This window comes from Nonomuraea sp. NPDC048881, assembly GCF_040649795.1.
In the GTDB taxonomy this organism is placed as follows: domain Bacteria; phylum Actinomycetota; class Actinomycetes; order Streptosporangiales; family Streptosporangiaceae; genus Nonomuraea.
In genome coordinates, this window is the sequence record NZ_JBEZGC010000019.1 from 149,021 (window position 1) to 169,632 (window position 20,612).

The following is a 20,612-nucleotide window of genomic DNA, read 5'->3' on the forward strand; positions in this document are numbered from 1 at the left end:
CGCTTGCTCGCAGACGGCGCACCGGGCTAGCGTGGGCCCATGCTGATGCGCGCGGCCGTGCTGACCGGGTTCCACGCCCCCATGGAGATCCGCGACGTCGAGATCGACGACCCCGGCCCCGGCGAGGTGCGCGTCCGGATCAGGGCCTCGGGCGTGTGCGGCTCCGACCTCAAGGCCATCGACGGCAAGAGCCCGGTGGTGGGCACGCCGCCGTTCATCCTGGGGCACGAGAGCGCGGGCGTGGTGGAGAGCGTCGGCGCGGGCGTCACCTCCGTCAGGCCGGACGACCACGTCATCATCGCCATGAGCGGCCCCTGCGGGCGCTGCCGCCACTGCGGCTCCGGCCGCTTCCACCTGTGCTCGGGCCCGCAGCGGCTGCCGACCATCATGGGCGGCCCGCCCAGGGTCACCCTCGACGGCCGGGAGACCCGCCGCTTCATCGGCATCGGCTCGTTCGCCGAGTACGCGGTGGTCGCCGAGGCCATGTGCGTCAAGATCGCCAAGGACGCGTCCTTCGCCGCCATGTGCCTGCTGGCCTGCGGCGTGGTCACCGGCGTGGGCGCCGTCCTGAACGTGGCCGAGGTGCCGCCGGGCGCCTCGGTCCTGGTGGTGGGCTGCGGCGGCGTGGGGCTCAACGTCATCCAGGGCGCGGTGCTCGCCGGCGCCACCACGATCATCGCCGCGGACGTGGCCGAGGGGAAGCTCAAGCTGGCCGAGCGCTTCGGGGCCACCCACCTGCTCACCGCCGGCGACCTGCCCCGCCAGGTGAGCGCGCTGGTCCGCGGGGGCGTCGACTACGCCTTCGACGCGACCGGCGTCCCCGGCGTGCTGGCGGACGCCTTCGCCGCCACCCAGCCGGGCGGGACCACGGTCATGGTCGGCAGCCCGCCCCAGGGCCACCCCATGGCGCTGGACACCGGCCTGCTGTTCTCCTCGCGCCGCCTCATGGGCACCCAGGGCGGCGACGCCGCGCCGCACCGCGACCTGCCCATGCTGGCCGCCCAGTACCTCCGCGGCCGCCTCGACCTCGACGGCCTGATCACCGAACGCCTCCCCCTCGACCAGATCAACGAGGCCGTCGCCCACGTCCGCCAGGGGACGGTCGCCCGCACGGTCATCACGTTCTGAGGCGCTATTCTCATTTTCTTTGGAATAGTGGAGGTTGCCCCATGTCGTACCCCCAGCAGCGCTACCTCGGCGAGACCGGCGAGATCAGCGCCACCCTGCGCCCGGCGGACAACGGCCCCGACCTGTCGATGGCGACCGGCACCCGCGTCCACTACCTGGGCACGGGCGGCTCGACGAACGGCGCCTACGGCCTTTACCGCTGGGAGATGGGCCCGCGTCCCGGCGGCGCGTCCCCGCACTTCCACCGCACCATCACCGAGTCGTTCTACGTGCTGACCGGAACCGTCCAGCTCTACGACGGCGACAAGTGGGCCGACGGCCGCCCCGGCGACTTCCTGCACGTGCCCGAGGGCGGCGTGCACGCCTTCCGCAACGCCTCCGGCGAGCCGGCCTCGATGCTGGTGCTCTTCACGCCGGGCGCGCCGCGCGAGGCGTACTTCGAGGAGCTGGCCGAGATCACCCACAGCGGCCGCGAGCTCACCCCCGAGGAGTGGACCGAACTCTGGCTGCGCCACGACCAGTACGCGGTCTGATGGCGGATTTCCCCGAAGAGCCCGTCTACCGGCACCTGGCCCGCGTCGGCAAGGCGCTGGCCAGCCCGGTGCGGCTGCGCCTGCTCGACGTGCTCGACCAGGGCGAGCGCACGGTCGAGGAGCTGGCGCGGGCGGCGGGCGTGCCGGTCAAGAACACCTCGGCCCAGCTCCAGCACCTGCACGCGGCCCACCTGGTGACCAGCCGTCGGGACGGCACGCGGATCCGCTACCGGCTGGCCGACGAGCAGGTCTCGCGCTTCCTGGGCGACCTCCAGCGTTTCGCCCACGACCGGCTGTCCGGCCTGCGCGAGGCGGTGCGGGAGCACCTGGGCGACCTGTCCGGCGTCACGGCCGACGAGCTGGCCGCCAGGCTGGCCGATCCCGACACGGTGGTCGTCGACGTCCGACCGGCCGCCGCCTACGCCAAGGGGCACGTGCCGGGCGCGATCTCGGTGCCCCTGGACGACCTGGCGGGCCACCTGGCGGAGCTGCCGGCGGACGCCCGGGTCGTGGCCTACTGCGGCGGGCCGTACTGCGTGCTCTCCCCGCAGGCCGCACGCCTGCTGCGCGAGCGCGGTCTCGACGCCCGCCCGCTGGACGGCGGCCTGATCGGCTGGCGGCGTGCCGGGCACGAGGTCGTGCGGGAGCGTACTGTGAGCGGGTAATCGCCCACAGTGAGGAGGTCCGCATGCTCGCCAGAGGAGCCGTCGCGGCCGGTCTGCTCGCGGTCGTGACCGTGGGCGGCGCCGGCCCCGCGCAGGCCCGCTACCGCTACGACTTCCGCAGCCGCGAGGTGGTCATCTGGAGCGAGCCGAAGGGCGGCGCGGCCCAGCTCGGCGTGGGCCGTCCCGGCGACGGCTTCGACTCCGACCGGTCGGAGGAGCACGAGCTGTTCCGCTGCGACGACGCCTTCGACAGCACCCTGTGGCACCACGGCACCGACGCGGCCACCGGCGTCGTCGGGTGGGTGCCGGCCTGCCACCTCGACGACCCCGACTGACCGGTCACCGGCGGGATCAGCGCCCGGCGCCCACCGGCTCCTGCGCGCGCTCGCGGCGCGGCTCCGGCTCGTCCTCCTCGTGGCCCTCGACCGACAGGTTCGGCAGCAGCCGGTCCAGCCAGCGCGGGCACCACCAGTTCGCCCGGCCGAGCAGCACCATCGTGGCCGGCACGAGGAAGCCGCGGATGACGGTCGCGTCCACCGCGATGGCCACGGCCAGCCCGACGCCGAACGTCTTGACCATCGCGTCCGGGTAGGCGATGAACGCCACGAACACCGCCACCATGATCAGGGCCGCCGAGGTGATGACCCGGCCGGTCGAGCCGAGGCCCTCGGCCACCGCCCGGCTGTTGTCGCCGTGCCGGGCGTGGGCCTGGCGCACCGCCGTCAGCAGGAACACCTCGTAGTCCATCGACAGGCCGAACAGCACCGCGAACAGCATCAGCGGCACGTAGCTCTCGATCGGCACGGAGAAGAACAGCGTCTGGAGGTAGGAGGAGTCCATCGGGGCGTCCATGCCGACCAGGCCGCTGCCGAGGCCGATCGAGAACACCAGCGCGAGCGCGCCGAACGCGGCGCCCAGCGACACCAGGTTCATCACGGCGGCCTTGACCGCGACGACGGGCGCGCGGAAGGCGAACAGCAGGAGCAGCGCGCTGAGCAGCACGACCACGCCGATGACCAGCGGGGTGCGCTCGTTCATGCGGTCCCCGGCGTCGGTCAGCCCGGCCACCTTGCCGCCGACGTGCACCTGGACGCCCGGGATCGAGATGGCCCTGACCTCCCTGACGACCTCGGCGGCCTTCGGGTCGCTCGGCGCGTAGTCGCTGATCGTCTGGAGCAGGGCCGAGCGGCCGGAGGCGTTGACCTTCGGGTCCGACACGTGGGCGACCCCGTCGACGCGGGCGACCTCGTCGGCGAGCCGCTTCACGGTGGCGTCCCCGGCGCCGGAGACCTTCTCCGGCAGCTCGGCGACCACGATCAGCGGGCCGTTGCTGCCGGGCCCGAAGGCCGTGGCCATCAGCTCGTACGCGCGCCGCCCGGCCGAGTCCTTGGCCGCGTACCCCTCGTCCAGGGGCCCCAGCTGCAGCGCGAGCGCGGGCGCGGCCAGCGCGCCGAGCACGAGGACGCTGCCGATCAGCACCCGCCACGGCCGGCGCGCCACCCACGCGCCGAGCCCGGCCCAGCCCGCGCCCCCGCCCCGGGTGGACGACCGCCCGCGCACCAGCGGCACCTTGAGCGCGTTGACGCGGTGGCCGAGCAGCCCGAGCAGGGCGGGCACGAGGGTGACCGAGGTCAGCACGGCGAAGACGACGGAGATGCCGGTCACCCAGCCGAGCGTGCTCAGCAGCGGGAACCCGGCCAGCATCAGCGCGCTCAACGCGATGATCACCGTGCCACCGGCGAACACGACGGCCCCGCCCGAGCTGGAAACCGTCCGGCGTACGGACTCCACGACCGGCACGCCGTCGGCCAGCAGCTTGCGGTGGCGCGACAGCAGGAACAGCGCGTAGTCGATGCCGACGCCGAGCCCGATCATCGTGGACATGATCCCGGCCTGCTTGGGCATGTCCACGACGTAGCCGAGCAGGCCGATCACACCGAGCCCGGTCGCGACGCTGACCAGCGCGGCGAAGATCGGCACCATCGCGGCGACCAGCGTCCCGAACGCGAAGACCAGCACGAGCAGCGCGCAGACCACGCCGATGATCTCGCTCGGCCCGGTCTTGATCTCCTTGCTCGCCGGGTTGGAGTCGGCGGCGGGCACCACTTCCAGCCCGGCGTCCCTGGCCGGGGCCGCGGCGTCGGACAGGGCCTGGGTGTCCTCGCCCACCTTGTCGGGGTCGTTGCCCTGCATCTTGACGGTGATCACGCCGATCTGCAGGTTCGAGGCGATGCCACCCATCCGGTAGGGCGTGTCCACCTGGACGACGTGCGGCATCGTGCGCATCGCGGCCACCGAGCGCTCGACGGCCTGCTTATGCGGTTCGTCGGTGAGCTTCCCGTCCGCGGAGTACAGGAGGAGTTGCACGGTTCCGCCGGCGGCGTAGCCGGGGCCGAAGCCCTCCTTCATCAGGTCGTGCGCGCGCTGCGCGTCGGTGCCCGGGATGGAGGCGTCGTTGCTGACCGGGCTGCCGAGCGCGAGGCTCGCCCCCATCAGGCCCGCGGCCAGGACCACCCATAAAGCCAGCACGATCCGCCCGTGCCGCGCGCACCAGCCACCCAGCCGACCAAGAAACCGCGTCATCGTCTCGCCCCTGCCCGACGGCCGTCCTGTACGGTCGTACAGGACTACGATAAAACGGAGGACATCGGAAATTCCGGATCCCGTGGGAAATGAGACGATGACCACACCCGACGACACCCGCTCCCGGATCCTGGCGGCCGCGCGCGAGCTGTTCGCCGAGCGCGGCTACGCGGGCACCTCGCTGGCCGACATCGCCGCCGCGGTCGGGCTGACCAAGACCGCCGTCGCCTACCACTTCCACCCCAAGGACCGGCTGGCCTCCGAACTGCTCTCCCCCGCCGCGGCCGAGATGATCACGCTGCTCGACACCGAGCACCCCGACCGCAAGGCGTTCGTCGAGGCCCTGGCCGTCTTCGCGGTGCGGCACCGCGCGGTGATCCGCCTGTTCATGGAGGACCTGGCGGCCGACGACAGCCAGCCGCCCGGCTCCGAGCGCGCGGTCGTCGGCACGTTCAGGGACGAGATCTTCGCCAAGCTCGCCGGCGAGAACCCGGGCCCTGAGGCCAGGGTCAGGTGCTGGGCGCTGCTCGGGGCGCTGCAGTGGGGCGTGGTCAAGACCATGGACCTGCCGGAGGACCAGGTCACGGCGGTCATGCTGGAGTCCGCGCTGGCCTTCTGACGGCTTCCCCGCCGCCTCCCCGCCCCCTCTCCACCACCTTCCCGCCGCTTCTCCACTACCTCCCCGCCGCCTCTCCGCCGCCTCCCCCCGCTTGTGGGCGCGCCGGCGGCGGCTACAGACCGGTCGAGGGGTCGGTGGCGGGGCCGGTCGGGGTCTGCGTGGGCTCCTCGGGGCCGGGGCCGGGGCCGCCGGACTGGCCGGCGACGCCGACCGTGATCACCACCACGTCGCCGGGCGCGGCGCAGCTGCCCGGGGTCAGGCTCTGGCTCAGGACGGTGTCCGCCTTGGCGTCGTCGTCCACGACCTGGGCGCGGGACCGTACCGTGAAGCCGGCCGCGACCAGGTCGGCCCGGCCGTCGGCGCGGGGGCGCCCCACCACCGACGGCACCTCCACACCCTGGCGGGCCACCGTGAGCGCCACCGTCGCGCCGCCCGGCAGGCGCGCGCCGGCCTCCGGCCGCGTCGCGAGGACCTGGCCGTCCGGCTGGTCGGAGCAGGCCCGGGTGACCGTTCCCGCCGCGAGCCCGGCGGCGGTGAGCGCCGCCTCGGCCGCCGTGCGCTGCCGCCCGATCACGGACGGCACCGGCACCCCCGCCGACACCTCCAGCGCGACCGCGCCGCCCCGGCCCACCACCGTGCCGGCCGCCGGACGGCTGCCCAGCACTCGGCCGATCTCCCGCGGCGAGTCGGTTCTGGTGACCGTGCCGACGGTCAGCCCGGCCTGCTTGAGCGCCTTGACCGCGTCGGCCCGGCCCAGGCCGGTCAGCGGCGGGACCACGACCGTCACCGGCCGCCCTGCTGTCGGCACACCGGTCGGTTCGCCCGTGGGCTCGACGGCGGGCGCGACGGTGGGCACACGCTGCCGCTCCGCCGGCTTCCCGCCCGGACGCGAGGAGGCGTGCGCCGAACGCGCCGGGCTCGGCGGGTTCGGCGGCAGCACGGACGCCTGGCCGGAGCGGTGGCCGTTGAGCGCGGGCACGATCACGGTGAGGACGACCGCGGTCACCAGCAGCGCCGCGCACACCGCCACGACCGCCTGCACCCACCCGGCCCCGCGTCCCCGGCCCTGCCGGTCCGGCGCGCCCCTCTCGGCTCGCGTCCGCAGGCCGTCCGGCGTCCTCGGGCCGTCCGGCGGGCCGGCCTCGTCCGGCGTCCTCTGGTCTCGCGGGGGCGCCTCGACCGGCGTCGTCGGGCCCGGCGGGGTCGTCGGGCCGGTGGACGTGGGAGGTTCCGGGCCGGCGCCCGTCCGCGAGCGCAGGTGGTAGGCGCCGGCCACGCCGGTGACCTCGGGCTCGGCCAGCGGCACGGGCGGACGTTGCCCGGGGACCAGCGGCACGTCGCCGTGCCCATGGTCCGGCGCGTCCGGCTCGCCGAGCAGCGCGAGCAGCAGTTCCCTGCTGGCGGGCCGGTTCCTGACGTCCTTGTCCAGGCAGGCGGCGACCAGTACCCGCAGCCGCCCGTCCAGCCGGCCCAGTTCGGGCGGGGCGGTCAGGATGCGGTGCAGCACCGGCGCCACCGAGTCCTGCCCGAACGGCGCGCTCGCGTTGGCCGCGAAGCACATCGTCGCGCCCCAGGAGAAGACGTCGGCCGCCCCGGTCACGGCCGAGGCGGTGATCTGCTCGGGAGCCATGTACGCCGGCGTGCCCACGCCCCTGTTCGTCACCGTGGCCGCCGCGTCCAGCGCCCTGGCCAGGCCGAAGTCGATCACCCGCGGCCCGTCGGGCCCGAGCAGCACGTTCTGCGGTTTGAAGTCCCGGTGCACGATGCCCGCCCGGTGGATCGCGGCCAGCGCGGTCGCGGTGCCGACCGCCAGCCGCTCCAGCGCGCCGCCGTGCCGCGGCCCGGTCAGCGAGACCTCCCGGTGCAGCGAGGGCCCGTCGACGTACTCGCTCACGATGTACGGCCGGCCCTCGTCGAACCCGGCGTCGATCACCTGGGCCGTGCAGAACCTCGCCACATGCTTGGCCAGCTCCACCTCCCGCAGGAACGCCCCTTGCTCGTCCCCCACGGGCCCGTGCAGCAGCTTGACCGCGTACCTCTCGCCGCTTCGCGAACCGAGGAACACCGCGCCCTGTCCGCCTTCACCCAGCCGCCCGGCGAGCTCGTACTCGCCGAGTCTGTGCGGGTCCCCCGTTCTCAGCGGCTGCGCCGTCGGCACGGGGCGCCTCCCCTCGCCGCCACCCCTTCTTGCTCTCCACTGAAGGCAACGGGCGGCGTTCAGTCAACAGTGTGCACGGCAATCGCCGCCTGACCGTGACACAGCCGGTCAGGAGGCGCGGGAGAGCCGGCCCGAGTACATGACGGCGCCGGTGTCGGACCGGGTCACCTTGACCTGGAACCGGTTGGAGTCGTCCGAGGGGACGATGCGGACCGTCCCGGCGTGGCACGCCTGGCCCTTGACCTGGCCGAGGGCGAACACGACGGCGCTCCTGGTGGGGGTGAGCCGGCCGGAACAGTGCAGGTCGGCGCCCCAGCGCATGGTGGATGCGCCGTCGGCGCGCAGGCGCAGCTCGACCGGGAAGACCCGGCCGGCCGTGGGGTGCTCGGCCGATCCCGTCCAGGTGCCGTCCAGGGGGGCGCGCGTCGCGTCCGGTTTCCCGGTGGTGGGGGTGGGGGTGTGCTGGGCCGTCCCCTTGGTGCCGTCCAGGCCGGGTCCTTGGGACGCGCGCAACCAGAACACGATACCGGCGACCCCCATCGCGACCCCGGCCACCGCCACGACCACCTGCCACCTCCGCCACGACCTCCGCCCCGCGCCGGCGGTCCCTACGGGAGGAGGGGAGGCCGCTCCCCTGGGCGTCCCTCCGGAGGAAGGGGAGGCCGCTCCCCCGGCCGCGACGGCGGGCGTCCCTTCGAGAGGTGCGGTGGGCGCTTCCCCGGGCGCGGGGGCGGAGGGCCTTTCGGCGGAGGGCCAGGGGACTGTGGCGGGCGCGTCTTCCGGAGAGGGGCGGGGCGCGGTGGTGGGGGGTCTGTCGAGGGTGGGGGTGGTGTGCGGGAAGGGGGGCGGCGGGGCCGGGGCGGCGGCTTGGGCGCCGGAGGGCAGGACGTCGCCCGTTCCGCCGTCCTGGCCGAGCAGCGCGCGCAACGTCTCCTCGGCGTCCGGACGGTCGCGCGGGTCGTGGGCCAGGCACGCCTCCACGATCTCCCGCAGCCGCCCCGACAACCCGCGCAGATCCGGCTTGCCGTACAGGATCCGGGCCAGGACCTCCTGGTAGGTGTCCGCCATGTACGCGTGCCGCCCCCCGGCCGTGTACGCCACGGTCAGCCCCCACGCCCACATGTCCGCGGGCGGCCCCGCGGCCTCCCCGCTGATGCGCTCGGGCGACAGGTAGGCCGGCGTGCCGATGGGCGACCTGGTCGTGGTGGCGGCGGCGTCCATCAGCCGGGACACCCCGAAGTCGATCACCCGCGGCCCGTCGAGGCTGAGCAGCACGTTGCCCGGCTTCAGGTCGCGGTGGACGACCCCCGCCCGGTGGATCGCCCCCAGGGCGGTGGCGGTGCCGATGGCCAGCCGGTCGAGCGAGCCGCCGCGCCGCGGCCCACCGGCCATCACGTGCTCGCCCAGCGAGGGCCCTTCGACGTACTCGCTGACCAGGTAGGGCCGGTCGCCGTCGAGGTCGGCGTCGAGGAGCTGGGCAGTGCAGAACGCCGCGACCCGGCGCACCGCCTCCACCTCGCCGAGGAACCTGCGCCGCACGTCGGCGTCCTTGGACACGCTCGCGTGCAGCAGCTTGATCGCGACCTGCCCTCCGGCCGCCGAGTGACCGAGGAAGACGACGCCCTGGCCGCCCTGCCCGAGCCTGCGCGAGAGCCGGTACTCCCCCAGCTGTCGGGGATCATCAGCATGGAGCTCGGACATAGGGCGTCATTATGACACCGCCTGCAGCAGCGCGGCGTAGCCGTCGAGGGCGCGCAGCACGACGTCCGCCGGGCCACTCGGCAGGGTGGCCACGGCCTCCTCGATGCCGAGCCCGGCGAAGTAGTCCAGCTTCTCCCTGGTGGGCAACGTCCCGAACGGGATCACCCTGGCCATCGGCCGCCCGGCCTTCTCGCACGCCTCGCGCAGCGCGGGCAGCGCGTCCTTGACGCCCTTGCCGCCGATGGGCATCCAGCCGTCGCCGTACTCGGCGATGTGCGCGAACAGCTTCGGCCCGGCGGCACCGCCGAGGTAGACGGGCAGGTCGTGCGCGGGCTTGGGCCACGACCAGGACGGTTCGAGCCCTTCGACGGCGGCCACCTCGTCCCGCCAGAAGGCCCGCATGGCCAGCACGTTGCGCCGGGCGACCTCGCGCCGCCGCCCGTACGGCACGCCGTGGTTCTCGATCTCCTCGACGTTCCAGCCGAACCCGACGCCGACCACCACGCGCCCGCCGGACAGGTGGTCGAGCGTGGCCAGGGCCTTGGCGGTCACGATCGGGTCGCGCTGGGCGGCGAGCAGGATGCCGGTGCCGACGCGCAGCCGCCGGGTCGCGGCGGCGGCGAAGGAGAGCGCGACCAGCGGGTCCAGGGTGCGCTTGTACTCCTCGGGCAGCTCGGCCTGGCCGCCGGCGGGCGGCGTGCGGCGGCTGACCGGGATGTGGGTGTGCTCGGGCAGGTAGAGCGAGTCGAACCCGCGCTCCTCGGCCGCGGCCGCGAGGTCCTGGACCGGCATGGCCAGATCCGTGGCGAACATCGTGACACCCAGCCTCATACGGCCTCCTCATGTCAACCAAGCGATTGCTCGGCTAAGATTTCCAGGGTAGCTTGCAAGGCGACGTCCGCGGAAAGAGGTTCCCGGTGAAGTTCTCTATCTTCCTGAATCCGCAGATTCCAGGCTCTGGATACGCGGCCGAGGAGAACGCCAAGGCACGGCGTCCCATCGGACGCGACACAGAGTCGTATCAGCGGCTGCTGCACGAGGTGCGGGAGATAGCCGTCCACGCCGACCAGATCGGGTTCGACGCGCTGATGATGACCGAGCACCACTTCCACTCCGAGGGGATGGAGTTCTCGGTCAATCCGCTGATGTTCCTCACCGACCTCGCCGCGCGGACCGAGCGCATTCTGCTCGCCCCGCTCGGCATGGTGCTGCCCGCCTGGGACCCGATCAGGGCCGCCGAGGACGTGGCGCTGCTCGACCAGTTCAGCAAGGGCCGGCTGCGGCTCGGCGTGGCCCGGGGTTACCAGAACCGCTGGATGAACGTCCTCGGCCAGCGCTGGCAGGCCGCCGCCGCCCGCTCCGACGGCTCGGCCTCGGACACGCGGAACTTCGACGTCTTCGGCGAGGTGCTGAAGATCATGAAGATGGCCTGGACGCAGGAGACCCTCCGCTACAAGTCCGACGTGCTGGACTACGAGGTGCCATACCCCTTCGACGGTATCGAGGGCTGGCCCGCGATGGAATGGACCAAGACCTTCGGGGCGCCCGGCGAGGTCTCCGACGACGGGAAGATCCAGGCCGTCTCGGTCTGCCCCCGGCCGTACCAGAACCCGCATCCGGAGTTGTGGCAGCCGTTCACGATCTCCGACCGGTCGGTGATCAGGGCCGCGCAGGAGGACATCCTGCCGTGGATGTTCACCCCCAACCCCGACGACCACGCCGCCAAGGCCAAGCTCTACCAGGAGGAGTCGGCCCGGCAGGGCCGCCACTACAAGCTGGGCGAGCACACCGGCATCCTGAAGATCGTCGGCATCGCGGACACCACCGAAGAGGCGATCAACACCTTCGGCCGCAGCATCCCCAAGGACTTCGCCGCCTTCTTCGGCCCCTTCGGCTACCTGGAGGTGCTGCGCAAGAAGGAGGACGAGAAGCACAAGCCGATCTCCCCCGAGAAGGGCGACGCCAAGCGCATGAACGACGTGGAGATGGCCCTGTTCGGCACGCCGGACGACGTCAAGCGCGGCATCCAGCGCATGCTCGACCGCATGCCGGACCTGGAGTGGTTCGGCCTGTACATGCAGGGGCAGCAGGGCGTGCTCCCGCTGGACACGGTCAAGCGGAACCTGGAGATGTTCGCCACCAAGGTCGCGCCGGAGTTCCGATGAAGATGTGGCTGGGGGCCTCGTTCGTCCCGACCGACCAGTTCGTGGAGCTGGCGCGGGCGGCCGAGCGCTGCGGCTTCGACACCTTCACGCTGTCGGACCACCTGTTCTACGCCGACTTCGCCTCGCGGTACCCGTACTCGCGGTCGGGCGCGCCCCGGTGGGACGCCGAGACGCACTGGCCCGACGTGTGGGTGACGATCGGCGCGATGGCCACGGCGACCACGACGCTGCGCTTCTCGCCGAACGTCTACATCGCCCCGGCCCGCGACCTGTTCACCGTGGCCAAGCTGGTCTCCACGGCGGCGGTGCTGTCGCGGGAACGGGTGACCTTCGGGGTCGGGGTGGGGTGGTGCGAGGAGGAGTTCGCCGGCACCGGCCAGGACTTCCACACCCGGGGCCGCCGCCTCGACCGGATGCTGCCCACGCTGCGCGCCCTGTGGTCCGGCGAGACCGTCGAGCTGGACGGCCTGCCACCGCTGTCGATCTCCCCCACGCCGGCCGGGCCCGTGCCCGTCTACGTGGGCGGCGACAGCGAGGCGGCGCTGCGCCGGGCCGCCCGCTTCGGCGACGGCTGGCTGGGCAACCGCATCTACACCGAGGAGCAGCTCGACCCGGTGCTCGACACCCTCCGCCGGCACCTCGACGAGAACGGCAGGACGGGCCCGTTCGACATCGTCGCCCCGCTGGCCGTGCTGCCGGACGCCGAGACCTACCGCCGCTTCGCCGCCAAGGGCGTGACCGCCACCATGGCCGCCCCCTGGTGGCTGGCCACCCCCGAGGAGAAGGCCCGGTACGGCGAGGACAGCCTCGAACTCAAGATCGCCACGATGGAGCGCTTCGCCGAGGAGGTCATCGCCAAACTCTGACCCCGAAGGCCCGGCCCCCAGAAACCAGAGCCCCGGAGCCTCAGAACCTCCGACGATCCTGGCCGGGAGCGCGGCACGCGCGCGCCCCGGTCACGATCCCCCTTCCGCCAGGTTGGCCATGATCCGCCGAAGCATGCCCGTGACCTGCTCGATCTCCTCCCCGGAGAAGCCCGAGAAGACCTGGCGGCTGACCCCGCCGAAGATCGGCGGCAGGCGCGGCACCAGCGCGTGCCCCTCGTCCGTCAGCTCGATGACGACCGAGCGCCGGTCCTCGGGCCGCCGGACCCGCCGCAGCAGCCCCTTGGCCTCCAGCCGGTCCAGCAGCCGGGTCATCCCGGCCGTGTCCGTGCCGAGCCGGCCCTTCAGCACGCCGGGCGTGCTGCGCCCGCCCGCCGCGTGCAGCAGCAGCGCCGCCTGCTGCGCCGTGAGCCCGAGCGGCGCCAGGCGGCGCTCGGTCTCGGTGTTGAGCTCCCGCCCCACCTGCACGAGCAGCGACCCGCCGCCCAGCACCAGTTCGAACGGCGGCGGCAAACGATCGTCGGTCACGCGACCAGAATAGCTGGCGCAAGCATTTACTGTCGCGACAGCTATCGTCTATCGTCGGATCCATGGACACTTCTGCCCACGTCATCGTCGCAGGAGGCGGCATCGGCGGCTTATCCCTGGCCCAGGGCCTGCGCAAGGCGGGTTTCCAGGCCACCGTCCTGGAGCGCGACCCCTCGGCCGGCCACCGCCCCCAGGGTTACCGCATCAGCCTCAAGGAGACCGGCGCCGCGGCGCTGCGCGCGTGCCTGCCCCCCGGCCTGTACGACCTGGCCGTGGCCACCTCCATCCGCCCGGCCACCCGCATGACGTTCATGGACACCCGGCTGGTCCCCAAGTTCTCCAAGGACGTCCCGCCCCAGCTCCCCGGCGTGGACGGCTTCGGCGTCAACCGGCTCACCCTGCGCGAGATCCTGCTGTCCGGCCTCGACGTGCGCTTCGGCACCGAGTTCACCCGGTACGAACCGCTGCCCGGCGACCGCGTCCGCGCCCACCTCGCCGACGGCTCCGCCCTGGACGGCGACCTGCTCGCCGGCGCGGACGGCGTCGGCTCCCGCGTCCGCGCCCAGCTCCTCCCCGACGCCGTCGTGGACCGGCTCGACTGGGCCCTGTACGGCAGGACCGTCCTGACCCCCGACCTGCTGGCCGCCACGCCTCCCGACCTGGTCGACACCTTCAACCGGGTCACCGCGCCCGACCACACCGCGATCTCGGTCGCCACCTGCCGCCCCTGCGCGCCGGTGGCCGAGGCCGCCGCCCGGCACGCCCCCGGCGTGGAGCTGACCGACGTCCCCGGCTACTTCTCCTGGACGCTGACCGCCCCCGGCCCCCGGCCGGACGACACCTCCCCCGCCGCCCTGCACCGGCTCGCGCTCGCCACGGTCGCCGGCTGGCACGAGGGCGTGCGCCGGATCGTCGAGCGGGCCGACCCCGAGGCGACGTTCCTGGTGCACACCCACTCGGCCCGGCGCGTACGCCCCTGGGACGAGCCCGCGGTGACCCTGCTCGGCGACGCCGTGCACAGCATGAGTCCTGGACGCGGCGAGGGCGCGAACGTCGCGCTGCGCGACGCCCACACCCTGAGCGCGGCTCTGGCCGCGGCCGCCGCCGCAGGCCGCCCGCTCGCCGAGGCGAAGACGGCCTATGAGCACGCCATGCTCGACTACGCGTTCACCGCCGTCGAGGCTTCGTTGCGGCAGCCGTTCGCCCCTTTCGCCCGACCTGTCCGGCCACCGGCGCGTTGAACCGGCCCGGAGTTACGGACGAAGGCCAGGGGGACGATAGCCTCGTCCCGTGCTGGAAAAGATCGCAGCCACCCGATATGTGACCCCGCTGCGGGAGGGCGGGTCGCTGCCGGGCGTCGTCGAGGCCGACGACCTCGGCACGTACGTGGTGAAGTTCCGCGAGGCGGGGCAGGGCCGGCGGGTGCTCGTCGCGGAGATCATCGCCGCCGAGCTGGGCCGCCGGCTGGGGCTGCGCACCCCCGAGCTCAAGCTCATCGACCTCGACCCGCAGCTCGGCGTCCGCGAACCCGACGAGGAGGTCCAGGACCTCCTCAAGGCCAGCACCGGCCTCAACCTGGCGGTCGACTTCCTGCCCGGCGCGCTCGGGTTCGACCCGCTGGGCTGGATCCCCGACCCGGTGTTCGCCTCCAGGGTCGTCTGGTTCGACGGGCTGATCCACAACATCGACCGGAGCTGGCGCAACCCCAACCTGCTGGTCTGGCACCGCGACACCTGGCTCATCGACCACGGCGCGGCGCTGTGGTTCCACCACAACTGGCGCACGGCCGACCCGCAGCGCCCCTTCGACACCGGCGACCACGTGCTCGCGCCGTTCGCGCCCGACGTGCTCGCCGCCGGCGACGACCTGGCCGGCCGGATCACCCGCGAGCTGCTCGGCGAGGTGACGGCCCTGGTGCCCGACGAATGGCTCGACGGCGAGCCGGGCTTCGACTCAGCCCAGGCCGTGCGGGAGGCCTACACCGAGCATCTGCTGAGCCGGGCGCACGGCCCGCGCGAATGGCTGCTGCGCGGCCCCGACAAGGAACGCAGGGCAGCGGGGCCCGGCTCGGTCGGCGAGTTCTGGCGGGGAGGCAGCCGGTGACCAGAGACGTCTACGAGTACGCGGTGATCCGCGTCATGCCCAAGATCGAGCGCGGTGAGCTGATCAACGCCGGCGTGCTGCTCTACTGCCAGCCGCGCGACTACCTGTGCGCGCGCGTGCACCTCGACCCGGCCCGCCTGCGCGCCCTCGACCCCGGCGCCGACCTCGACGGCGTGCGCCACGCGCTCAGCGCCTACGAGCGGGCCTGCGGCGACCGGCCGGGCCCCCTCGCGGGCGAGCCGCTGGGCGGCCGGTTCCGCTGGCTGACCGCGCCGCGCAGCACGATCGTCCAGACCGGCCCGGTGCACGCCGGCCTCACCGCCGACCCCGCCACCGAGCTGGCCCGCCTCTTCGACAAGCTGGTCAGCCTCTAGCCGCACACCCTCAGAACAGCACCGACATGAAGGTGTCCACCTCGCGGAACCCCACCTTGCGGTAGACGGCCCGCGCCGAGTGGTTGAAGTCGTTGACGTAGAGCGACACGACGGGGGCGAAGCAGCTCATCGCCGCCTCCACGACCGCCGCCATGCCCGCCACCGCGTGCCCCTTGCCGCGCTGGTCGGGGGCCACCCACACGCCCTGGATCTGGCAGGCGTGCGGCGTGACGGCGCCCACCTCGGCCTTGAACACCACCCGGCCGTCGTCGATGCGCGCGTAGGAGCGGCCGATGCGGATCAGCTCGGCGACCCGGGTGCGGTAGAGCGCGCCGCCGTCGCCGAGGTTGGGCGAGACGCCCACCTCCTCGGTGAACATCGCCACGCACGCCGGCAGCACGATGTCGAACTCCTCGGGCCGCACCCGGCGCACCAGCGGATCGGCGGGCACGGGAGCCTTGCTGGAGGTCGCCATCACCGGCTGCGCCCACCGGATGGCCCGCGCCCTGCCCCAGTGCGGCTCCAGCCGCTCCCACAGCAGGGACACCGCCTCGACGGGGCCCACGATGGACGAGCACCTGCGCCCCTGCTTGCGGGCACGGTCGGCGAACGCGTGCACGGCCTCGGGGCCGGCGTTGACCGGCACCATGTTCGCGCCGGCGTAACAGAGCGACACGAGCCCGCCGCGCGGCCCGAATCCCCACATCTGCCCCCCGAGGCGTGCCGGATTGAGTCCGACGGCCCGCACCCGGGAGGAGACGAAGACGTTGGCGACCGGATCGCAGTCAAGCAGGGCGAGAACCTCGTCCCGGTCGCTGTCGTCGAGCACGCGCGACGCCGATGTACGCAGCATCACATGGTCAGACTACGCGAACGTCCCCCGAATAGCTCACCGGGACAGCACGTCGGTGAGCCGATCGTGACCCTGCGCGCCGCGCGCGGCCATGTGGGCGGCCGGAGCCGGGTCCGGCAGGGCCGCGCAGGACACCGTCCGGGCCGGCAGCGTGCCGTCGGCCAGGTACGCCGCGAGGTGGCCGTCCACGCACCGGTTGCCGGCCAGCGACACGCCGTGGTTGCCGCCCTCGTCGATCACCATGCCGCTGCGCGGGAATCGCCGGTGCATGGCCAGCGCCCCCCGGTACGGCGTCGCGGCGTCGTCGCGCGACTGCAGGAACAACACCGGCGGCAGCTTCGGCGAGCCGTGCACCGCGACCGGCGTGCCGCCCTTGACCGGCCAGAACGCGCACGGCGCGTTGAACCAGGCGTTCGGCCAGGTCAGGAACGGCGCCCTGTGGTGCAGCCGGGTCATGTCGGTGCGCCACTTGGCCCAGTCGCGCGGCCACGCGGCGTCGCGGCACTGCACGCCGAGGTAGACGGCGTAGCCGTTCTCGTCGTCGGCGTCGTTCTTGCCGCGCCGGTTGTACGCCTCCACCAGCGGCTGCACGTCGCCCTTGCGCACGTAGGCGGACCAGGCGCGGGCGAACTCCGGCCACACCCGGTCGGTGTACCCGCCGAGGGTGAAGGTGTCGTCCAGCTCGCTCGGCCCGACCACGCCGCCGGCCGGGCGGGTGCGCAGCCGGTCGCGCATGGCGTAGTAGGCGAACGAGGTCTGCTTCAGCGTGCCGCCCAGCCGGTAGACGTCGTTGTGCCGGGCCGTCCAGGCCAGGAAGGCGCGGTGGCGGCGTTCGAAGGCGATGTCCTGGCCCAGGTTCGACCGGTACCAGACGCCCTCGGGGTTGACCGTGCTGTCCATGACCAGCCGCCTGACCCGCTGCGGGAACAGGGTGGCGTAGACGGCCCCGAGGTAGGTGCCGTACGAGTAGCCCAGGTAGCTGATCTTCTCCTCGCCCAGCGCCGCCCTGATCGTGTCCATGTCCCTGGCCGAGTTCTCGGTCGTCAGGTGCGGCAGCATCCAGGCCCAGAGGTCGCCGCAGCGGGTGGCGTACTCATCGGCCCTGGCCAGCAGCTTGCTCTCGTCGCCGGCCGTGTGCGGCACCGCGTCGGGCCGCGGCGCCCGGTAGTAGGTGTCGGGGTCCACGCAGTGGAGCGACGGCTCGCTGCCGCCGACCCCGCGCGGGTCGAACCCGACGACGTCGTAGCGCTCGCCCAGCCTGTTCGGCAGCCCGTTCGAGACGAACTCGGTCAGGTCACGGCCCGAGGCTCCCGGGCCGCCCGGGTTGATCAGCAGGGTGCCGAGATGGTTGCCGTCCCTGGACACCTTGGCCTTGATGCGGTTGATCGCCAGCTTGATCGACTGGCCCCAGGGGTCGCGGTAGTCGAGCGGCACGCGTACGGTGGCGCACTCCAGGTCGGCCCGGACCGTCTTGCCCTCCTTCGCCGGGCACGGCCCCCAGACCACCTGTTGCGCCCCCCAGGCCGCGCCCCTGCCGGCCGACGCCACACCGTCCGCGCTGACAACCCCGGCGACCAGCACCGCGATGCCGACGGCAACACTGAATACGCGCTTCACCCAGCCCCTCCCCCTCGTCATGGCCCTGTGATGCTCCCGCGGGCGAGCGGGTCATGACGCTGGGTATGGGGAAAGGCTTGCCAGATTGTAATGGGGCCATTGCACCGGGTAACCGGCCCCTCGGGGCGCTCAGCCCACGGTCACCTGGGGCCCGGAGACGTCGTCGTCGTCGAGGTCGACCTCGACGCCCATCTCCTCGGCCAGCCGCAGGGCCTCCTCGATCAAGGTCTCGACGATCTGCGACTCGGGCACGGTCTTGATGACCTCGCCCTTGACGAAGATCTGGCCCTTGCCGTTGCCGGAGGCGACGCCGAGGTCGGCCTCGCGCGCCTCGCCGGGGCCGTTGACGACGCAGCCCATGACGGCCACCCGCAGCGGGACCTTGAGCCCCTCCAGGCCCGCCTGGACCTGCTCGGCCAGCGTGTAGACGTCGACCTGGGCGCGGCCGCACGACGGGCAGGAGACGATCTCCAGCCCCCGCTCGCGCAGCCCCAGCGACTCCAGGATCTGGGCGCCGACCTTGACCTCCTCGACGGGCGGCGCGGACAGCGAGACGCGGATGGTGTCGCCGATGCCCTCGGCCAGCAGCGCGCCGAACGCCACGGCGGACTTGACCGTGCCCTGGAAGGCGGGGCCGGCCTCGGTGACGCCGAGGTGGAGCGGGTAGTCGCACTTGGCGGCGAGCAGCCGGTAGGCGTTGATCATGACGACCGGGTCGTTGTGCTTGACCGAGATCTTGATGTCCCTGAAGCCGTGCTCCTCGAACAGCGAGCACTCCCACAGCGCGGACTCCACCAGCGCCTCGGGCGTGGCCTTGCCGTACTTCTGGAGCAGGCGGGGGTCGAGCGACCCGGCGTTGACGCCGATCCTGATCGGCACGCCGTGGTCGGCGGCCGCCCTGGCGATCTCGCCCACCTTGTCGTCGAACTTCTTGATGTTCCCCGGGTTGACGCGGACCGCCGCGCAGCCCGCCTCGATGGCCGCGAACACGTACTTCGGCTGGAAGTGGATGTCGGCGATGACCGGGATCTGGGACTTCTTCGCGATGATCGGCAGCGCGTCCGCGTCGTCCTGCGACGGGACGGCCACGCGCACGATCTGGCAGCCGGACGCCGTCAGCTCGGCGATCTGCTGCAACGTGGCGTTGACGTCGGCGGTGACCGTCGTCGTCATCGACTGGACGGAGACGGGCGCGTCGCCGCCCACGGGAACGCTGCCGACCATGATCTGGCGGGAGTGCCGGCGTTCGGCGAGCGGCTTGGGGCGGACCGTCGGGATGCCAAGTGCTACAGAAGACATTTCTACCCTTAGGTGTGACGACGCTACCCAGTCTAGGTAGCTAGAAGGACTGCCCGGCTGTGAGTTCGGCCGCACGCGCCCGGGCCCAGGCGTCGGCGGCCAGCACCTCCTCCACGCTGGAGGCCGGGGTGACGCGGTGTTCCTCGACGACCTTGGCGACCGTGTCGACGATCGCGGGGAAACGCAGCCCGCCCCTGGTGAACGCCTCGACGCAGACCTCGTTGGCGGCGTTGTAGACGGCGGGCGCGGTGCCGCCCTCGGCGCCGACGTGCCGGGCCAGCGCGACGGCCGGGAAGGCCGCGTCGTCGAGCGGCTCGAAGGTCCAGGTGTGGGCCTTGGTCCAGTCGACGGGCCGGGCGGCGCCGGGCACGCGGGCCGGATGGGCCAGCGCGAGCGCGATCGGCAGGCGCATGTCGGGCGGGCTGGCCTGGGCGATGGTGGAGCCGTCGACGTACTCGACCATGGAGTGGATCACCGACTGCGGGTGGACGACGACCTCGATGCGGTCGAAGCCGATGTCGAACAGCAGGTGGGCCTCGATGACCTCCAGCCCCTTGTTGACCAGGGTGGCGGAGTTGATGGTGATGACCGGGCCCATGGACCAGGTGGGATGGGCCAGCGCCATCTCGGGGGTGACGTCGGCCATCTCCTCGCGCTTCATGCCCCTGAACGGGCCTCCGCTGGCGGTGATGACGAGCTGCCTGACGGCGGCGGGGTCGTGGCCGCCGGGGCCGGACGCCCACAGGCACTGCTGCACCGCCGAGTGCTCGGAGTCGACCGGCAGGATCTGCCCCGGCGCGGCCAGCCGTTTGACCAGCGGCCCGCCGATGATCAGGGACTCCTTGTTGGCCAGCGCGAGCGTGCGGCCGGCCTCCAGCGCGACCAGCGTGGACGTCAGGCCCAGCGCGCCGGTGATGCCGTTGAGCACGGTGTCGCACCGCCAGCCCGCGACCTCGGCGACGCCCTCGTGGCCGCCCAGCACGACGGGGGACGCCCCGCGCGCGGCCAGCGCCTCCTTGAGCGCCGGGACGGCGGCGGCGTCGGCCACCGCCACGACCTCCACGCCGAACCGGGCCGCCTGCGCGGCCAGCTCCTCGACCCTGCCGCCCCCGGCCGCGAGCCCGGTGACCTCGAACCCGGTGGGGTCGGCGGCGATGACGTCGAGGGCCTGGGTGCCGACCGAGCCGGTGGAGCCGAGCACGACGACGGAGCGGAGGGTCTCTGCATGCACGTGTCCATTGTCCCCGCTGCCGGACGCGGACGGGCACGTGAGGGGCCGACCGGCGCGATCCCGGGTCCCGAGTGACGCGCGATAACCCAGGCCATTTAAGTCCAAATATCGCTATATCGGGATGCGCATATCTTGAGAAATCCTGATTATTGTGCGGCTACCTTCCAAGCC

19 protein-coding genes are annotated in these 20,612 nt (G+C 73.0%); 10 read left to right on the forward strand and 9 right to left on the reverse strand.

The window, feature by feature from the left end; genetic code table 11:
• Positions 1 to 39 precede the first annotated feature (39 nt).
• The 4 genes from AB0C33_RS42060 to AB0C33_RS42075 are packed head-to-tail and all read left to right on the forward strand — an operon-like array spanning position 40 to position 2,661.
• Positions 40 to 1,128 (forward strand): alcohol dehydrogenase catalytic domain-containing protein, encoded by a 1,089-nt coding sequence (locus AB0C33_RS42060; RefSeq protein ID WP_358298589.1) that lies wholly within the window; start codon positions 40 to 42, stop codon positions 1,126 to 1,128.
• A 41-nt stretch (positions 1,129 to 1,169) separates the two neighbouring features.
• Positions 1,170 to 1,661: a cupin domain-containing protein gene (locus AB0C33_RS42065; RefSeq protein ID WP_358298591.1), complete on the forward strand. Its 492-nt coding sequence runs from the start codon at positions 1,170 to 1,172 to the stop codon at positions 1,659 to 1,661.
• Positions 1,661 to 2,326, forward strand: a complete 666-nt coding sequence (locus tag AB0C33_RS42070; RefSeq protein ID WP_358298593.1) for a metalloregulator ArsR/SmtB family transcription factor — start codon at positions 1,661 to 1,663, stop codon at positions 2,324 to 2,326. The genes AB0C33_RS42065 and AB0C33_RS42070 overlap by 1 nt, the downstream gene beginning before the upstream one ends.
• A 23-nt stretch (positions 2,327 to 2,349) precedes the next feature.
• On the forward strand, positions 2,350 to 2,661 hold the full coding sequence (locus AB0C33_RS42075; RefSeq protein WP_352319407.1) for a hypothetical protein: 312 nt from the start codon (positions 2,350 to 2,352) through the stop codon (positions 2,659 to 2,661).
• A 16-nt stretch (positions 2,662 to 2,677) separates the two neighbouring features.
• Here AB0C33_RS42075 and AB0C33_RS42080 read toward each other — a convergent pair whose 3' ends face one another.
• The gene (locus tag AB0C33_RS42080; RefSeq protein ID WP_358298595.1) at positions 2,678 to 4,855 is read right to left on the reverse strand and encodes an MMPL family transporter; all 2,178 of its coding nucleotides are present in this window, start codon (positions 4,853 to 4,855) and stop codon (positions 2,678 to 2,680) included.
• 151 nt (positions 4,856 to 5,006) lie between these two features.
• Between AB0C33_RS42080 and AB0C33_RS42085 the strand changes: the two genes are divergently transcribed.
• The gene (locus AB0C33_RS42085) at positions 5,007 to 5,528 is read left to right on the forward strand and encodes a TetR family transcriptional regulator (RefSeq protein WP_352362996.1); all 522 of its coding nucleotides are present in this window, start codon (positions 5,007 to 5,009) and stop codon (positions 5,526 to 5,528) included.
• A 112-nt stretch (positions 5,529 to 5,640) separates the two neighbouring features.
• Here AB0C33_RS42085 and AB0C33_RS42090 read toward each other — a convergent pair whose 3' ends face one another.
• The 3 genes from AB0C33_RS42090 to AB0C33_RS42100 form a co-directional block, all read right to left on the reverse strand.
• On the reverse strand, positions 5,641 to 7,686 hold the full coding sequence (locus AB0C33_RS42090; RefSeq protein ID WP_358298597.1) for a PASTA domain-containing protein: 2,046 nt from the start codon (positions 7,684 to 7,686) through the stop codon (positions 5,641 to 5,643).
• Between the two features lie 108 nt (positions 7,687 to 7,794).
• On the reverse strand, positions 7,795 to 9,387 hold the full coding sequence (locus AB0C33_RS42095) for a protein kinase (protein WP_358298599.1): 1,593 nt from the start codon (positions 9,385 to 9,387) through the stop codon (positions 7,795 to 7,797).
• A 9-nt stretch (positions 9,388 to 9,396) separates the two neighbouring features.
• Positions 9,397 to 10,218 carry a TIGR03619 family F420-dependent LLM class oxidoreductase gene (locus AB0C33_RS42100; protein ID WP_358298605.1) on the reverse strand — a complete coding sequence of 274 codons (822 nt, stop codon included), beginning with the start codon at positions 10,216 to 10,218 and terminating at the stop codon, positions 9,397 to 9,399.
• Positions 10,219 to 10,304: 86 nt separating this feature from the next.
• On the opposite strand from AB0C33_RS42100, the gene AB0C33_RS42105 reads away from it, so the two are divergent.
• Together AB0C33_RS42105 and AB0C33_RS42110 are read left to right on the forward strand one after the other, a co-directional pair.
• The gene (locus AB0C33_RS42105; RefSeq protein WP_352319395.1) at positions 10,305 to 11,552 is read left to right on the forward strand and encodes an LLM class flavin-dependent oxidoreductase; all 1,248 of its coding nucleotides are present in this window, start codon (positions 10,305 to 10,307) and stop codon (positions 11,550 to 11,552) included.
• Positions 11,549 to 12,418, forward strand: coding sequence for a TIGR03619 family F420-dependent LLM class oxidoreductase (locus AB0C33_RS42110; protein WP_358298607.1), 870 nt, complete (start codon positions 11,549 to 11,551; stop codon positions 12,416 to 12,418). The genes AB0C33_RS42105 and AB0C33_RS42110 overlap by 4 nt, the downstream gene beginning before the upstream one ends.
• A gap of 90 nt (positions 12,419 to 12,508) precedes the next feature.
• Here the strand turns inward: AB0C33_RS42110 and AB0C33_RS42115 are convergent, their stop codons facing one another.
• Complete coding sequence (locus AB0C33_RS42115; RefSeq protein ID WP_358298608.1) at positions 12,509 to 12,964, reverse strand: MarR family winged helix-turn-helix transcriptional regulator; 456 nt, start codon at positions 12,962 to 12,964, stop codon at positions 12,509 to 12,511.
• A gap of 62 nt (positions 12,965 to 13,026) precedes the next feature.
• Here AB0C33_RS42115 and AB0C33_RS42120 point away from each other — a divergent pair, with 62 nt between their 5' ends.
• Genes AB0C33_RS42120 through AB0C33_RS42130 form a run of 3 tightly spaced genes read left to right on the forward strand, consistent with a single transcriptional unit; the run spans position 13,027 to position 15,441 of the window.
• A complete protein-coding gene (locus AB0C33_RS42120; protein ID WP_358298609.1) occupies positions 13,027 to 14,205 on the forward strand; it encodes an FAD-dependent monooxygenase in 1,179 nt (392 codons plus the stop codon).
• A 49-nt stretch (positions 14,206 to 14,254) separates the two neighbouring features.
• Positions 14,255 to 15,067 (forward strand): HipA family kinase, encoded by an 813-nt coding sequence (locus tag AB0C33_RS42125; protein ID WP_358298611.1) that lies wholly within the window; start codon positions 14,255 to 14,257, stop codon positions 15,065 to 15,067.
• On the forward strand, positions 15,064 to 15,441 hold the full coding sequence (locus AB0C33_RS42130) for a DUF3037 domain-containing protein (RefSeq protein ID WP_358298613.1): 378 nt from the start codon (positions 15,064 to 15,066) through the stop codon (positions 15,439 to 15,441). The genes AB0C33_RS42125 and AB0C33_RS42130 overlap by 4 nt, the downstream gene beginning before the upstream one ends.
• Positions 15,442 to 15,451: 10 nt before the next feature.
• On the opposite strand, the gene AB0C33_RS42135 is transcribed toward AB0C33_RS42130, so the two are convergent.
• From AB0C33_RS42135 to dxr, 4 genes are all read right to left on the reverse strand, one after another.
• Positions 15,452 to 16,294, reverse strand: a complete 843-nt coding sequence (locus tag AB0C33_RS42135) for a GNAT family N-acetyltransferase (RefSeq protein ID WP_352319456.1) — start codon at positions 16,292 to 16,294, stop codon at positions 15,452 to 15,454.
• Between the two features lie 36 nt (positions 16,295 to 16,330).
• On the reverse strand, positions 16,331 to 17,911 hold the full coding sequence (locus AB0C33_RS42140) for an alpha/beta hydrolase (RefSeq protein WP_358298615.1): 1,581 nt from the start codon (positions 17,909 to 17,911) through the stop codon (positions 16,331 to 16,333).
• A gap of 129 nt (positions 17,912 to 18,040) precedes the next feature.
• Positions 18,041 to 19,210, reverse strand: coding sequence for a flavodoxin-dependent (E)-4-hydroxy-3-methylbut-2-enyl-diphosphate synthase (gene ispG / locus AB0C33_RS42145; protein WP_358298617.1), 1,170 nt, complete (start codon positions 19,208 to 19,210; stop codon positions 18,041 to 18,043).
• A gap of 40 nt (positions 19,211 to 19,250) precedes the next feature.
• On the reverse strand, positions 19,251 to 20,441 hold the full coding sequence (gene dxr, locus AB0C33_RS42150; protein ID WP_358298620.1) for a 1-deoxy-D-xylulose-5-phosphate reductoisomerase: 1,191 nt from the start codon (positions 20,439 to 20,441) through the stop codon (positions 19,251 to 19,253).
• Positions 20,442 to 20,612: the final 171 nt, after the last annotated feature.

Bases quoted from the DNA above. Each gene is read 5' to 3' on its own strand.
- AB0C33_RS42060 (WP_358298589.1), top strand. From the start codon at position 40: ATGCTGATGCGCGCGGCCGTGCTGACCGGGTTCCACGCCCCCATGGAG.
- AB0C33_RS42065 (WP_358298591.1), top strand. From the start codon at position 1,170: ATGTCGTACCCCCAGCAGCGCTACCTCGGCGAGACCGGCGAGATCAGC.
- AB0C33_RS42070 (WP_358298593.1), top strand. From the start codon at position 1,661: ATGGCGGATTTCCCCGAAGAGCCCGTCTACCGGCACCTGGCCCGCGTC.
- AB0C33_RS42075 (WP_352319407.1), top strand. From the start codon at position 2,350: ATGCTCGCCAGAGGAGCCGTCGCGGCCGGTCTGCTCGCGGTCGTGACC.
- AB0C33_RS42085 (WP_352362996.1), top strand. From the start codon at position 5,007: ATGACCACACCCGACGACACCCGCTCCCGGATCCTGGCGGCCGCGCGC.
- AB0C33_RS42095 (WP_358298599.1), bottom strand. From the start codon at position 9,387: ATGTCCGAGCTCCATGCTGATGATCCCCGACAGCTGGGGGAGTACCGG.
- AB0C33_RS42100 (WP_358298605.1), bottom strand. From the start codon at position 10,218: ATGAGGCTGGGTGTCACGATGTTCGCCACGGATCTGGCCATGCCGGTC.
- AB0C33_RS42110 (WP_358298607.1), top strand. From the start codon at position 11,549: ATGAAGATGTGGCTGGGGGCCTCGTTCGTCCCGACCGACCAGTTCGTG.
- AB0C33_RS42120 (WP_358298609.1), top strand. From the start codon at position 13,027: ATGGACACTTCTGCCCACGTCATCGTCGCAGGAGGCGGCATCGGCGGC.
- AB0C33_RS42135 (WP_352319456.1), bottom strand. From the start codon at position 16,294: ATGCTGCGTACATCGGCGTCGCGCGTGCTCGACGACAGCGACCGGGAC.
- ispG (WP_358298617.1), bottom strand. From the start codon at position 19,210: ATGTCTTCTGTAGCACTTGGCATCCCGACGGTCCGCCCCAAGCCGCTC.